Annotated in this window: 12 protein-coding genes; 2 read left to right on the top strand and 10 right to left on the bottom strand. The window is 74.5% G+C overall.

What is annotated here, in order from left to right:
• The first annotated feature begins 112 nt into the window (after positions 1–112).
• Positions 113–1,339: a SpoIIE family protein phosphatase gene (locus BJ989_RS18530; protein WP_179516746.1), complete on the top strand. Its 1,227-nt coding sequence runs from the start codon at positions 113–115 to the stop codon at positions 1,337–1,339.
• A gap of 50 nt (positions 1,340–1,389) precedes the next feature.
• Here the strand turns inward: BJ989_RS18530 and BJ989_RS01745 are convergent, their stop codons facing one another.
• The 10 genes from BJ989_RS01745 to BJ989_RS01700 all read right to left on the bottom strand — a co-directional run bounded on the left by BJ989_RS01745 (position 1,390) and on the right by BJ989_RS01700 (position 12,680).
• The gene (locus BJ989_RS01745) at positions 1,390–1,989 is read right to left on the bottom strand and encodes a protein-L-isoaspartate O-methyltransferase family protein (protein WP_179516745.1); all 600 of its coding nucleotides are present in this window, start codon (positions 1,987–1,989) and stop codon (positions 1,390–1,392) included.
• A 73-nt stretch (positions 1,990–2,062) separates the two neighbouring features.
• Complete coding sequence (locus tag BJ989_RS01740) at positions 2,063–2,854, bottom strand: tyrosine-protein phosphatase (protein WP_179516744.1); 792 nt, start codon at positions 2,852–2,854, stop codon at positions 2,063–2,065.
• 42 nt (positions 2,855–2,896) lie between these two features.
• Positions 2,897–3,754 (bottom strand): DUF1295 domain-containing protein, encoded by an 858-nt coding sequence (locus tag BJ989_RS01735; RefSeq protein WP_343049002.1) that lies wholly within the window; start codon positions 3,752–3,754, stop codon positions 2,897–2,899.
• Positions 3,751–5,085: a class I SAM-dependent methyltransferase gene (locus BJ989_RS01730; RefSeq protein ID WP_179516743.1), complete on the bottom strand. Its 1,335-nt coding sequence runs from the start codon at positions 5,083–5,085 to the stop codon at positions 3,751–3,753. The genes BJ989_RS01735 and BJ989_RS01730 overlap by 4 nt, the downstream gene beginning before the upstream one ends.
• Positions 5,082–6,476 (bottom strand): SAM-dependent methyltransferase, encoded by a 1,395-nt coding sequence (locus BJ989_RS01725; protein WP_179516742.1) that lies wholly within the window; start codon positions 6,474–6,476, stop codon positions 5,082–5,084. Before BJ989_RS01725 ends, BJ989_RS01730 begins: the two co-directional genes overlap by 4 nt.
• Positions 6,473–8,641 carry an FAD-dependent oxidoreductase gene (locus BJ989_RS18525; RefSeq protein ID WP_343049001.1) on the bottom strand — a complete coding sequence of 723 codons (2,169 nt, stop codon included), beginning with the start codon at positions 8,639–8,641 and terminating at the stop codon, positions 6,473–6,475. The genes BJ989_RS01725 and BJ989_RS18525 overlap by 4 nt, the downstream gene beginning before the upstream one ends.
• Positions 8,638–9,510, bottom strand: a complete 873-nt coding sequence (locus tag BJ989_RS01715; protein ID WP_179516741.1) for an anti-sigma factor — start codon at positions 9,508–9,510, stop codon at positions 8,638–8,640. The genes BJ989_RS18525 and BJ989_RS01715 overlap by 4 nt, the downstream gene beginning before the upstream one ends.
• Entirely contained in the window at positions 9,507–10,127 is a 621-nt protein-coding gene (sigK, locus tag BJ989_RS01710; protein ID WP_343049000.1) for an ECF RNA polymerase sigma factor SigK, read from the bottom strand. Before sigK ends, BJ989_RS01715 begins: the two co-directional genes overlap by 4 nt.
• Before the next feature lie 49 nt (positions 10,128–10,176).
• The gene (locus BJ989_RS01705; RefSeq protein WP_179516739.1) at positions 10,177–10,827 is read right to left on the bottom strand and encodes a fasciclin domain-containing protein; all 651 of its coding nucleotides are present in this window, start codon (positions 10,825–10,827) and stop codon (positions 10,177–10,179) included.
• A 197-nt stretch (positions 10,828–11,024) separates the two neighbouring features.
• On the bottom strand, positions 11,025–12,680 hold the full coding sequence (locus BJ989_RS01700; protein WP_179516738.1) for a molybdopterin-dependent oxidoreductase: 1,656 nt from the start codon (positions 12,678–12,680) through the stop codon (positions 11,025–11,027).
• Positions 12,681–12,741: 61 nt separating this feature from the next.
• Here BJ989_RS01700 and BJ989_RS01695 point away from each other — a divergent pair, with 61 nt between their 5' ends.
• On the top strand, positions 12,742–13,527 hold the full coding sequence (locus BJ989_RS01695) for an enoyl-CoA hydratase-related protein (RefSeq protein WP_343048999.1): 786 nt from the start codon (positions 12,742–12,744) through the stop codon (positions 13,525–13,527).
• Positions 13,528–13,534: the final 7 nt, after the last annotated feature.

Here is a 13,534-nt window from a genome sequence, read left to right as displayed (position 1 = left end):
GACGCGAGCCCGGCACGCGGCCCCGTCCGGAAGGAGGGTTGAGGCCCCCCGGCGGGGTGGTAGGACGACAGAGGGCTGACCCTGCCCGTCCGTGACCCCGAGCCGGAGTGCTGTGACTGACGACGTCCCCTCGCTCGACCTCGCCGAGCTGCTCGTCGCCGCCGAGGACGTGTCGCCTGCCTCGGCGGTGACGGCCGCGGCCGACCACCTGCGCGCCCGGCTCGACGCCGAGGGGGTCTGCTACTGGATCGCGGACGCGGCGGGCCGGCGGCTCCTCTCGGCGCCGGGACGCGACCGCCTCCCGATCACGGGCAGCGCCGCCGGCACGGCTTGGCTCGAGCAGCGCCTGGTCGACGACGAGCGTGACTGGTGGGTGCCCGTGACCGTGCGCGGTGACGCCCACGGCGTCCTGCAGGTGACCTTCCCCGACGGTGGTGACCTGACCGAGGACCGTGGCCGTATCGCGGCGCTCCTCGAAGGGGTCGGTCACGCCCTCGGCTACCTCCTCGTCGCCAACCAGCTGCACACCGACGCCTACGAGGAGGCGCGCCGCTCGGAGCCGTTCGCCCTGTCGATGGAGGTGCAGCGCCGCCTCCTGCCGCAGGCGTGGGTCTGCGAGGGGGGCTCCTTCACCCTCGCCGGGTGGCTCGAGCCGAGCTCGAAGGCGGGCGGCGACACCTTCGACTACATCGCCTCCCACGACCGCCTGACCGTCACGTTGACCGACGCGGTCGGCCACGACGTGGAGGCCGCCCTGCTCGCGACCCTCGCCGTCAACGCGCTGCGCGGGGCGCGGCGGGCCGGCGGTGACGTGACGGCCCAGGGCCACGCGGTGCACGAGGCGTTCGCCCGCCACGCCTCACCCGAGCAGTACGCCACCGGTCTCCTCCTCGAGCTCCCGCTCGACTCCACCTCCGCACCCGAGCACGGGACCGCCCGCGACGGTCGGGTCGCTGCCCGGGTCGTCAACGCCGGCCACCCCCCGATGCGGCTGATGCGCGGCGGCGAGGTGCGCTCCGTGGAGCTGCCCGCCGACCTCCCCTTCGGTCTCGACCTGCCGGGGGTCGCCCACCGTTTCGCGGCGCACGAGGTCGAGCTGCAGCCCGGCGACCGGTTGGTGCTGCTGACCGACGGGATGTACGAGGGGTCGGCCGACGACTTCGACCTCGACGCCGCGCTGCTCAAGGCCGCCGACCTCCACCCACGCACAGCGGTGCAGGAGGTGGCCCACGCCTTCCGTGACCACGTGGGTGACCCCGACGACGACGCCACGATGCTCGTGCTCGACTGGCACGGCGGCACGACGCGCCGCCAGACCTCGGGCGGCGCCGACCACTGAGCCCGGGCGATCCGGGCCGGCCGAGCAGCTGGGTCGCCGCGAGGGCTGAGTCAGCGCAGGGCCACGAAGCGGTAGTGCCCGTGCTCGCTGCGCAGCAACCCCCGGCCGTGGCGCCGCACGCGGGTGAGCACACCGGCGACGGGAGCGACCAGCACACCGTCGTCCGCGAGCTGGTCGACGAGCTCGTGGGGCAGGCGGCCGCCGTCGGCGGAGACCAGGACCCGGTCGTAGGGCGCCTCGTCGGGCAGGCCGAGCACACCCGGCACCGCCGTGGTCACCGAGACCCACCACCGGCCGAGTGCCGCGACGTCCGCGGCCGCGCGCTGGGCCAGCGCGGGCTCGCGCTCGACGGCGTGCACGAGCCCGTCGGGCCCGACGAGGTGCGCCAGCAGCGCGGTGGTCCACCCCGAGCCGCTGCCGACGTCGAGCACCTGGTGGCCGGGGTGCACGTCGAGCAGGCGGAGCATCACCTCGACCGTGCGCGGCTGGCTGCAGGTCTGGCCGTGGCCGATGTCGAGAGGGCGGTCGTCGCCGGCCCGTCGCTGCTGCTCCGGCGGCAGGAAGTCGCAGCGAGGCGTGGCAGCGAACGCGTCCGCGACCGGGTCGGCGAGGCCCGACCCGGAGGTCGACGGCAGGTCGGTGCTGAGCATGGTGCGCGGTGCCACCTCCGGAGGTGCCCCGTGGCCCGTGTCCCACCCCCACCCTTCCGGGCGGCTCCGGCCGTCAGGCGGCGACGAGGCGCTCGCGCAGGGCGTCGAGCACGTCGTCGGGCAGGCCGAGGCCGTCGCGGAGGTAGCCGTCGAGGTCGCTGTACGTCGCCGCGACCTCGCCCAGCGCGAGGTCGAGGTAGTCGTCGGTGACCACGAGCACCGGCTCGAGCACCGGCAGCATCTGCTCGCCGAGGCCCTCGACGATCATCCGCTCGTAGCGGGCCCGGCTGGCGGCGGTGCGCTCGTTCGACAGCAGGTAGTCGGCCCGGATCGTCGGCTCCTCGACCCCGGCGAGGTGGAGCAGCAGCACCGCCACCCACCCCGTGCGGTCCTTGCCGGCGGTGCAGTGGAAGAGCTGCGGCAGCGGGTCGCTCGCCAGGTCGCGCAGCACCCGCGCGAGCGCATCGCGCACCGAGGGCCGGTGCACGAAGTCGCGGTAGACGGCCTCCATCATCCGCCGCGACTCCTCCGGCGTGGTGAAGCCGAGCGCGTCGTCGGCCGCCACGCCGAGCACGTCGACGTGGCGCCACTCGGCGCCGGGCAGCTCGCGGTCGGGGTGCGCTGCGACCTCGTCGGCGCGGCGCAGGTCGTGCACGACGCGCAACCCGAGACCGGTCAGCAGCGCGAGGTCGTCGTCGTCGGGCCGCAGCAGGTTGGCGCGGTAGAACACCCCGCGGCGCACGCGGCCGCCGTCGCGGGTGGGGTAGCCCTCACCGGAGCCGGCCACGTCGCGCAGGTTGTCGACCGAGCCGAGCTCGGGCAGCTCGGGCGGGGAGGGGACGGTGTCGGACGGGCTGGGCAGCACGCGTCCATCCTCCCCGACGGCACCCACGACGCCCGCCCGGCCTCAGCGACGCTTCGGTGGCAGCGGGACGAACATCGAGGTGCGCGCGGCGTACTCCGGGTAGCCCGGCCGCTGCGCCATCGTCCGCTCCAGCAGCCGCGCGCCGGTGGCGAAGACGAGGAACCAGGTCATCGCGACGGGCGCGACCAGCGTCGCCAGGCCGGGCACCCAGCCCGACGCGAGGCCGCCGGCCAGCCACAGCCCCCACCACACGCACGCGTCGCCGAAGTAGTTCGGGTGCCGCGTGTACCGCCACAGCCCGGTGTCCATCACCGGCGGGCGTTCGGCCTTCGGCACCCGCTTGTACGCCGCGAGCTGGGCGTCGCCGACCGCCTCGAAGACCACGCCGACCGCCGTGACGGCCACGCCGACGCCGACCAGCCACCAGGAGGCGACCGGCAGCGCCTGACCGACCTGCACCGGCCACGAGATCAGCCAGAGCGCGACGGCCTGCACGACGAAGACCTTGCGCACCCCGAGCACGAACCAGGCCCGCCTGTCCTCCTCGGGGCGCACGCCGATCAGCTCGGCGTAGCGCGGGTCCTCGCCGTGACCCTGCGCGCGGCCGCGGATGTGCCAGGCCAGGCGCAGGCCCCACACCGCGACGACGGCGGCGAGCAGCCAGCGACGCGCACCGTCGCTGCCGTCGACCGCCACGCCGACCACCGCACCCGCGAGTGCGGCCAGCACGAAGCCCACGCCCCAGGTGACGTCGACGACGGCGACCCGCGACGAGCGCCAGGCGGCCGCTGCGGTGACGGTCATCGCGGCCGCGACGACGAGCAGCGCCGTCAGCGCCAGCGGCCACCAGGCGCCCAGCAGGTCGCCGAGGCCGGTCGAGGTCATGTCGACCGCGCTCACCACTCCCGCTCCCAGGGCAGCGTGTGCGCCGCCCCGGGCTTGACCATGAGCAGCTGGTCGACGCCCATCCGGCCGTCGCGGAAGGCCATCGCGCCGCCGACGAGGTAGAGCCGCCACACGCGCACGACCTCCTCGCCGACCAGCTCGGTCAGCCGCGGCAGGTGCGCCTCGAAGCGCTCCGTCCAGGCCGCCACCGTGCGCACGTAGTGCTCGCGCATCATGTGCACGTCGCGCACCTCGAGGCCCGCACGCTCGAAGAACGCGACGGTCTCCCCGACCGGGCGCATCGTCATGTCGGGGGCGATGAAGTGCTCGATGAAGGGGCCGCCGCCGGGGTGCTTGCCGGAGCGCGACATCTGCTGCACCAGCACCCGGCCACCGGGACGGACGCTGTCGCGCAGTACCGCGGCGTAGGTCGGGTAGTTGCCCTCGCCGACGTGCTCGCCCATCTCGATGGAGCCGATCGCGTCGAAGGCGCCCTCGCCGAAGGTCGCCGGCACGTCGCGGTAGTCGAGCAGGCGGATGTCGACCAGGTCACCGAGACCGCGCTCGGCGACGCGGGCGTCGACGAACTTCTTCTGCTCGGCCGCGATCGTCACGCCGGTGACCTGCGCGCCGTAGTGCTCGGCGGCGTGCAGCGACAGCGAGCCCCAGCCGCAGCCGACGTCGAGGAAGCGCATGCCGGGCCGCTGGTCGAGGCCGACCTTGCGGCACACGAGGTCGAGCTTGTCGCGCTGGGCGTCCTCGGCGGTGTAGTCGGCGTCGTCGGGACGCGTCCAGTAGCCCGAGGAGTAGGCCATGCAGTCCTCGAGGATCAGCGAGTAGAACTCGTTGGAGAGGTCGTAGTGGAAGCTGATCGCCTCGGAGTCGCGGCGCTTGGAGTGCAGCCGACCAGGCAGCCGCGCCTGCGACGCCGGGTTGGCCGGCCTGGGCCCGACCGCGCCCAGCGACGCGAGCGCGCGCACCGCCTGCACCATGGCGCCCGGCGACGGCTTCGTGCCCTTCAGCCCGCGCTCGGCGGCCACGGCCCACACGTGGGTCAGCGCCTCGTCGACGTCGTGGTGGATCTCGAGCTCGCCGGTGACGTAGGCCTGGGCCGCGCCCAGCTCGCCCGGCGCCCACAGCAGCCGGCGCAGCACCCGCGGGGTGCGCACCTCGACCAGCGGGGCGTCGACCGGGCCGGCCTCGGAGCCGTCCCACGCGCGCAGCCGCACCGGGATCTCCCCGCGCACGACCGGCCGCAGGGCCTCCGCGAGACGCTGCGCCACGCCGTACGTCGTGGGGGTGCCCGTGGCGGGCGCGTCGGCGGGGGCGTCGGCGGTGCTGGTCACCGGGTCTCCTCGGGTCGGGTGAAGATCATCTGCTCGACGTCGAGGTAGCCCGAGGCGAAGCCGGCGCGGGAGTACTCGAGGTAGAGGTGCCACATCCGCAGGAAGGTGTCGTCGAAGCCGAGGCCTCGCACGTCGTCGGCGTGGGCGAGGAAGCGGACGTCCCACTGGCGCAGCGTCTCGGCGTAGTGGCTGCCGAAGCTGGTGCGGCCGGTCAGGCGCAGCGAGGTGTGCTCGCGCACCGCCTCGTCGACCGCCTCGACCGACGGCAGGAAGCCGCCGGGGAAGATGTACTTGTTGATCCAGGTCCAGGTGCGGCGGGTGGCGAGCATCCGGTCGTGGGGCATGAGGATCGCCTGCACCCCCGCGCGGCCGCCCGGCGCGAGGCGGGCGTCGATGGTCGCGAAGTAGGTCGGCCAGAACTCCCAGCCCACCGCCTCGACCATCTCCACCGAGACCACGGCGTCGTAGGTGCCGGTGACGCTGCGGTAGTCGCACAGCTCGACGGTGACCCGGTCGGCGAGCCCGGCGGCCGCGATGCGCTGCTGCGCCAGCGCCTGCTGCTCGGTCGAGAGCGTCACGGAGTGCACGGTCGCGCCCCGGCGCGCCGCGCGGATCGCCAGCTCGCCCCAGCCGGTGCCGATCTCGAGCACCCGGATGCCCGCGGTCACGCCGGTGGCGTCCAGCAGCCGCTCGATCTTGCGTCCCTGGGCCTCGGTGAGCAGCGCGTCGTCGACCGGCTGCGGGCCCGGCGGGGTCGCGACCTGCACGCCGCCGGCGCGGTGGTCGGTCGGCGAGGGCAGCACGCGGGTGTCGAAGAGCGCGGAGGAGTAGGTGAGCGTCGGGTCGAGGAACAGCTCGAACATCGCGTTCGACAGGTCGTAGTGGTGCGAGATGTTGCCGCGCGTGTTGTCCTGCGTGTTCTGCTGGTGCCGCGGGGGTCGCCGGACGTAGGCCGCGCGCAGCCGCTGCAGCGGCTCGGGCACGAGCTCGCCCATCTGCGCGGCCAGCACGGCGAGGAAGCCTCCGGCGTCCTCGGACTCCCAGGCGCCGGTCATGTAGGCCTCGCCGAAGCCGATGAGGCCGTCGCTCCCGAGGCGGGCGAAGAACTCGTCGGGGCGGCGCACGACCATCGACGGGCCGCCGCGGCCGAGGGTCTCGCCGGGCAGGTGGACCGTCACGTGCAGGCGGCTCACGGCCGCGCGGAAGATGCGGCGCGCGATGCGGGCGGCCACGGCTGCCCGCGGCCCGCGCGGCACGGGGCCGAGCACCTGCCAGGTCGCCGGGTCGGGGCGCGGGTCGCCCGCGGGCAGCCCGGCGGGTCGGCGGGTGCCCGGCGCGGGCTCGAGTCCCGTCGCGGCCTGCGGGGCGGGGGTGCGGGAGTCGGTCGTCATCGGACGCCCTCCTGTCGTGGGTGCTCGGGTCGCGGCCGCACCGGCAGGCGCCGCGCCCAGAGGGCGACGCCGTGGGCGTGGATCTGCAGCCAGCCGCGCAGGGCCGCGGGGGCCGCCCTGCGAGGGGAGTGCGCCGCCCGCGCGCCCGAGAGCCTCGCGCTGAAGACGGCACCGTCGTCGGAGTGGAGCGTGACGGCCACGTCGAGCCGCTCGCCCGGCAGCGGCACCGCCACCTCGTAGTGCCCGTCGGTGCCGTGGAACGGCGAGACGTACATCGCCTTGTCGACCTGCGCCCGGCCCTGCTCGTCGGGGTGCACGAGGTAGGCGTGGCGGTCGCCGTAGGTGTTGTGCACCTCCACGACGACCGCCAGCAGCTCGCCGTCGCCGGCGTGGCACCAGTGCACGCTGATCGGGTTGAAGCAGAAGCCGAGCGCCCGCGCGTTGGCGGCCATCCGCACCCGCCCGCGTCCGCGCTCCTCGCTGTCCAGCGCGATGCCGTGCAGCGAGAGGAAGTGCGCGACGTTGTCGCGGATGGAGCGGCCCGGGTCGCCCAGGTGGTCGCGCGCCTCGAAGCGCCCCAGCACCCCGTGGTCGGGCAGCGCGTCGAGGTCGACCAGCCACACCGTCGAGCGCTGCTCGAAACGACGCAGGAGAGGCCTCCGGCGCACGTGGACGATCGACGCGTCGTAGAGCGCCGGGGTGTGCAGGGCCGTGCGACGCCCGCCGGACCCGGCCCGGAGGGACGCCGGAGCGAGGGTCCTCGGGAGCCGTGGATGGGCCTGGCCCCCCTCGGAGCGAGGAACGAGCGGAGAGGGGTGGTTCGGCTCTCGGGGGCCCTCGCGCAGGTGGCCCGCAGGGCCAGCCCCGACGGGAGCCGCGTCGTCCCACGTCACGCCCAGGCGCGCGGCGGCCGCGACGCCGGAGCGGGCGCCGTCCTCGTGGAACCCCCAGCCGTGCCAGGCGCCGGCGAAGACGACGCGGTCGGAGTCGCACTCGGGCAGCCGGCGCTGGGCGGCGACGGACGCGGGGGTGTAGAGCGGGTGCTCGTACTCCATCGTGTCGATCACGGTGGCCGGGTCGACGAGGTCGGTGCCGCCGAGGGTGACCAGGAAGCGCTTGCCGGCGTGCGGGCCCGAGGTGGGCGACGGTAGCCGCATGAGGCGGGTGAGGTCGTAGGTGACGGTCACGGCGCCGAGCGGGTCGTCGTCGGGGCGGCGCAGGTAGTTCCACGATGCGCGGGCACGCGGGGCGCTCGGCAGCAGCGACTCGTCGGTGTGCAGCTGCGTGGTGTTGGGCGAGTAGGTGATCGCGGAGAGCACCTCGCGCTGCACCGCGGTGGGCTCGGCGAGCATCGCCAGCGCCTGGTGCGGGTGGGTGGCGACGACCACCGCGTCGAAGGTCGTGACCTCGCCGTTGCCGTCGGTGACCTCGACGCCGTCGGGGCGCTCGAGCAGCGAGGTCACCTTGGTGCCGACGCGGACGTCGTGGAGGCCGGCGGCGACGCGGTGGACGTACTCGTGGGAGCCGCCCGTCACCGTGCGCCACGTCGGCGAGCCGAAGACGGCGAGCATGCCGTGGTGCTGCAGGAAGGTGAAGAGGTAGCGCGCGGGGTAGTCCAGCGCCAGCGCGGGGTCGCACGACCACACGCAGGCCACGAGGCTCTCCACGAAGTGGGTGCGGAAGAGGGGGGTGAAGCGGCCGCGGTCGAGGAACGCGCCGAGCGTCTCGAGGCCGTCACCGGTCTCGTCGGTCTCGAGCAGGCGCCGGGCCATGCGGTGGAAGCGCGGGACCTCCACCAGCATTCGCAGGTAGTCACGGCGCATGAGGTTTGCCCGGGTGGGGAACAGACCAGCAGGACCCAAGGCTCCGGCGTACTCCAGGCCGAGGACGTCGTCGCGCACCGACATCGACATCTCGGAGTCCTGGGTGTCGACCCCGAGCTCGCGGAAGAGCCGCAGCAGGTGCGGGTAGGTCCGCTCGTTGTGGACGATGAAGCCGGTGTCGACCGCGATGCCGTCGACGACGTGGGTGTCCGCGTGGCCGCCGAGCCGGGAGTCGGCCTCGAAGAGCGTGACGTGGCAGCGCTTCGCCAGGACGTGCGCCGCGAGGAGACCCGCGACGCCCGACCCGACGACGGCGACACGCTCCGGCCGGGGGGTGCTCACGCCCCTGCCGGGTCGAACTCGAACAGGGCGACCGTCTGCTGCGTGCTCGGCAGCACCGAGCCACCGGCGGGCTCGACGGTGATGCCGACCGCGTTGGCGTCCTGGGCGCGGCCCTGGAGCAGGAAGGTCTGGTCGGAGACGGTCGGCATGACCCCGGCCGAGACCATCCCCTCCTCCTTGTCCTCGAACCACAGCTGGTAGACGGAGTCGGGCGGCGGGGCCGGCATGTTCTCGGTGACGATCAGCGCGCGGCCGAGCGCGCTGGAGCGGACCACCGTGGCCTTGGCACCGTCGTCGAAGGTGATGGCGACCTCCTCGGCGTCCTCGGCGGCGAGGATGCGGTCGGCCAGGGACGGCGCGGCGGCGGGCGGCGGGTCGTCGTGCTGCAGCTCGTCGACGATGGTGGAGCCGACGGCCGCGGCCGCGACGATCGAGGCGGCGACGGCGAGGGCGGCGAGGCGGACCTTGCGCTTGGGCAGCACCACGACGTCGTCGCCGAAGGCGGTCGCGGCGGGCAGCGGCACCTCGTGGGTCGCCACGGGCTGGACCACCGGGGCCGTCGCGGCAGGGGTGCTCGCGACGGTCGTGCCCGCAGCGCGGGCGCCTGCAGCAGGAGCGGCGGTGCGCACGGGAGCGGGGTCCTGCGCGCCGAGGGAGGCGAGGAGGCGGGCCCGGACCTGCGCGGGGGCACGCAGCTCGGTGGTCGCCGGGAGCGCGGAGGCGGCCTCCCGCAGGCTGGCGACCTCGGCCTGGCACTCGCCGCACGCGGCGAGGTGGGCCTCGAAGTCGGTGCGCTCGTCGCCGTCGAGGGCGTCGATCGCGTAGGCGCCCACGAGAGCGTGGACGTCGGCAGGCGCAGGGTTCGTCACTGGCCCACTCCCATCGTGTCGCGCAACCGGATCAGTCCGTCGCGGATGCGGGTCTTGGCGGTGCCGACCGGGAGGCCGAGCGTGCTCGCCACTTCTGTGTGCGTGAGGCCCCCGAAGTAGGCCAGCTCGAGCGCCTCGCGCTGGACCGGGGTGAGGGCGGTCAGGGCCTTGCGGACCCGGTGCGCCTCGAGCGAGGCCTGGGCGGCCTCCGCGGTCGCGTCGTGCGCGACCGCGTGGTTCTGCTGGTGGTAGCTGGTGTCGCGACGCGTGCTCGCCTCGGCCGAGCGGACCCGGTCGACGGAGCGGCGGTGCACGATCGTGAGGATCCACGAGGTGGCGCTGCCACGCTCCGCGTCGTAGCGCGGGGCGGTGCGCCAGACCTCGAGCAGGGCCTCCTGCACGACCTCCTCGGCCTGGCTCGGGTCGCGCAGGACCCGCACGGCCAGGCCGTAGGCGCGGCCGGACACCGCGTCGTACAGCTCGGCGAAGGCTCGCTCGTCACCCTGACCGCTGCGGGTCAGGAGCGCGGCGAGGCGCTGGGCGTCGGCTGCCGGACCGCCGACCGGCGTCCCCTCCGGGGAGGGGACGCCGGCCGAGCCCGGTCTGATCTGGTCCACGGACATGACTATCCCGGATGAACCTGAAGATCGGGGGAAGAGAACCCGATCAGGGCATCAGGACGGTGTCGATGACGTAGACCGTCGCGTTGGCGGTGGGGATGTTGCCGCAGAGGATCGCGGCCTCCTCGTCGCCGATGGTGGCGGCCTCGCCCTCACCGTTGACGGTGAGGGTGGTGCCCACGAAGGTCTCGAACTCGCCCGAGAGGTTCTCCGGGGCGACCTGCTCACCGAGGACGTGGTGGCCGAGCACGTTGGTCAGGGCCTCCTTGTCCTCGAGCAGCGCGTTGAGGTCGGCCTCGGGGATGGCGGCGAACGCGTCGTTGTAGGGCGCGAACACCGTCAGGGCCGGGGCGGTGTTGAGGGTCTCGACCAGGTCGGCGGCCTGGACCGCGGTGACCAGGGTGGAGAGCAGCGGGTTGTTGCTGGCGGCGGTGGCGACCGGGTCGTCGACCATGCCGGTCAGCGAGCCCTCGCCGTCCTGCGGGACGGCGCTGCACGCGGGGCCGAAGACCTGCGCGGCCGGGTCCATCTCGCCGGCGTCCTCGCTGGGCTCCTCGGCGGGGGTCTCCTCCGAGGTGGTGTCCTCCGACGCGGTGTCGGCGGGCTCCTCCTCGCTGGAGCAGGCCGCGAGACCCATGGAGAGGGAGAGGGCGACAGCGGCGAGACCGCTGGTCTTGCGGAGCGTGGTGCGCTTCATGTCAGTGCAACCTTCCGGTCGTGGGGGAACGTACGTCGGTAGTTCGGGTCTGCTGTTCGCCTGGATTGGTGGATGTGCCGGTTTTTCTGTGGCCCGGGTCACCCGGCGCAGCGCGCGTGTCGAGACCGCCGGACGCGACGGAGCCGCCGCACCCGAGGGGTACGGCGGCTCCGTGCGCGCGGCGGTCGGCGTCCGGACTACTCGGCGATCACCAGGATGTTGTGCAGGCCCGAGGAGCCGTTGGGGAAGTCGTCGGCCTTGACGTCGGTCTGCACCTGGCCGTCGTCGTTGGTGCAGCGCACCACGAAGCGGTGCTGGCCCTCGTCGAGCTGGGTGACGTGGAACCACTGGCGCCAGTAGTCGCCCGGGTTGTCGTCGGTCTCGGCGGCCGGCCCGAGCTCGCACTCCTGCCACTCGCCGCCGTCGACGGCGATCTCGACCTTCGCGACGCCGACCGGCTGCGCCCAGGCCACACCGCCGATGACGGTCTCGCCCGCGGGGATGCGCGAGAGTGACTGCGGGGTGTCGATGCGGCTCGACATCTTGATCGGGGCCTCGACGTCCCAGCCGCGCTCGGTCCAGTAGGCCTCCACCTCGTCGAAGCGGGTGACCGTCAGGCGCTCCAGCCACTTCGTGGCGCCGACGTAGCCGTAGATGCCCGGCGTGATCATCCGCACCGGGAAGCCGTGCTCGCGAGGCAGCGGCTCGCCGTTCATGCCCACGACGACCAGCGCGTCGCGGCCCGGGTCGGTGAGCACGTCGAGCGGGGTGGAGATGGTGAAGCCGTCGACCGCGGTGGAGAGCACCGCGTCGGCGCTGCCGCTGGGTCGGGCACGCGCGAGGATCTCCCGCATCGGGACGCCCAGCCACCGAGCGGAGCCGACGTACGGTCCGCCGACGTTGTTGCTGACGCAGGTCATCGTGATGTCGCGCTCGACCAGCGGCATCTCGAGCAGCTCGTCGAAGCTGAGGGTGTAGGGCTCCTCGACGTCGCCGTCGACCGTGAGCCGCCACGTCGACTCGTCGACGACCGGCACGGTCAGGTTGATGTCGACGCGGTAGAAGTCCTCGCGCGGGGTCTGGAAGGGGCTGATGCCCTCGAAGCGCTCCTCCAGGCCGGTGGGCAGTGCGGGGATCGGCTGGGCGGGGCGCGGCAGCGCGACGCTGATCGCGCGACCCGCCCGGCCGATGAGCTCGCCCGCTCCCGCCATCACGGCGGCTGCGGCGGTGGTGGCACCGGCCAGCACGAGGAAGCCGCGGCGCGACGCCGACGGCCGCTCCGCCCGGCGGGCGCCGCCGGGCACCATCACGTCGGGGCGCGCGGCGGGGGTGGCGCCGGCGTCGCTCGTCACCGGGGCGCCGGGCGAGGCGTCGGCGGCGGGTGCGGCGTCGGCCGCGGCGTCCGGCGCTCGACGCGCGGGGATCCGCGCGAGCAGCAGCCAGAAGACGCCGACGCCGACCGCGGCGGTGGCCAGCGCGGGCAGCAGGTCGACGACGGTGGCGGTGGGGCGCAGCATCGCGGCGGCTCCGGCGGCCCCGACCAGCACCAGGAGCAGGACCGTGCCCGCGGCGCGGCGCCGCCGGGCCAGGATGCCGGCGACGGCGGCCAGGATCAGGGTCACCACGATGACGCTGCCGATGAGGATGGGCTTGTCGGCGTTGCCGAACTGGTCGATCGCCCAGGTCTTCACCGGCGTCGGCGTGCGGTCGATGACCTCCGATCCGACCGCGACCACGGGGGAGGCCGACGGGTCGAGCAGGGCCGCCACGAGGTGCCCGGCGGCCATGCCGGTCACGGTGGCGAGCACGCCGACCAGGGCGTGGAGGGCGCGGGACTGCAGGGGTGAGGCCATGTCCGTGGTTCGTCGCGGTCACCGCTCCGGATGGGCGCCGACGGCTGGCAGGATGCCCGGCGTGACCGACTCCACTGCACCCGAGGCCGAGCTCGTCCGCTACGAGGTGGGGGGTCCCGACGGGCTCCCCGGCACCGTCGCCACCGTCACCCTCGACTCGCCGCACAACCGCAACGCCCTCTCGCGCCGCCTGCTCACCGGGCTGCGCGAGGCGCTGGAGCGGGCGGAGGCCGACCCGGCCGTCCGCGTCGTCGTGCTCCGCTCCTCCGGTCGCGTCTTCTGCTCGGGCGCCGACATGTCGGAGGCCCGCGAGGGCGGCATGGAGGAGGGCACCCGCGCCATCGTCGACCTGCAGCGCCGCATCGTGTCCTCGACGAAGGCGGTCGTGGTGGTGCTGGGCGGTCCGGTGCGCGCCGGCGGCATCGGGCTGGTCGCGGCGGCCGACGTCGTGCTCGCCGCGGAGGACGCCACCCTCGCGCTGACCGAGGTCAAGCTCGGCCTGGCGCCGGCGGTCATCTCGCTCACGGTCCTCCCGCGCATGACCTCCCGCGGCGCCGCGCTCGCCGCGCTGGGCGGCGAGGTCTTCGACGCTGCCCAGGCCGAGCGCTGGGGGCTCGTCACCCGCGCCGTCCCCGGAGAGCGGCTCGAGGAGGAGGCCACCGCGCTGGTCGCCTCGCTCGCCACCGGTGCGCCGCAAGGCATCCGCGAGACCAAGGCGCTCCTCGCGCGCGACCTGCTCGCCCGCCTCGAGGCGCAGGCCGACGACGTCGCGGCCACCTCCGCCCGCCTCTTCGGCTCCGAGGAGGCCCGTGAGGCGATGGCGGCCTTCCTCTCCCGCGACCGCTGACCCCCCG

Origin of the sequence: Nocardioides perillae, from assembly GCF_013409425.1 — a bacterium.
Lineage (GTDB): Bacteria > Actinomycetota > Actinomycetes > Propionibacteriales > Nocardioidaceae > Nocardioides > Nocardioides perillae.
The sequence above is the reverse complement of the archived record's forward strand: the minus strand, read 5'-3'. Positions and strand labels throughout refer to the sequence as shown.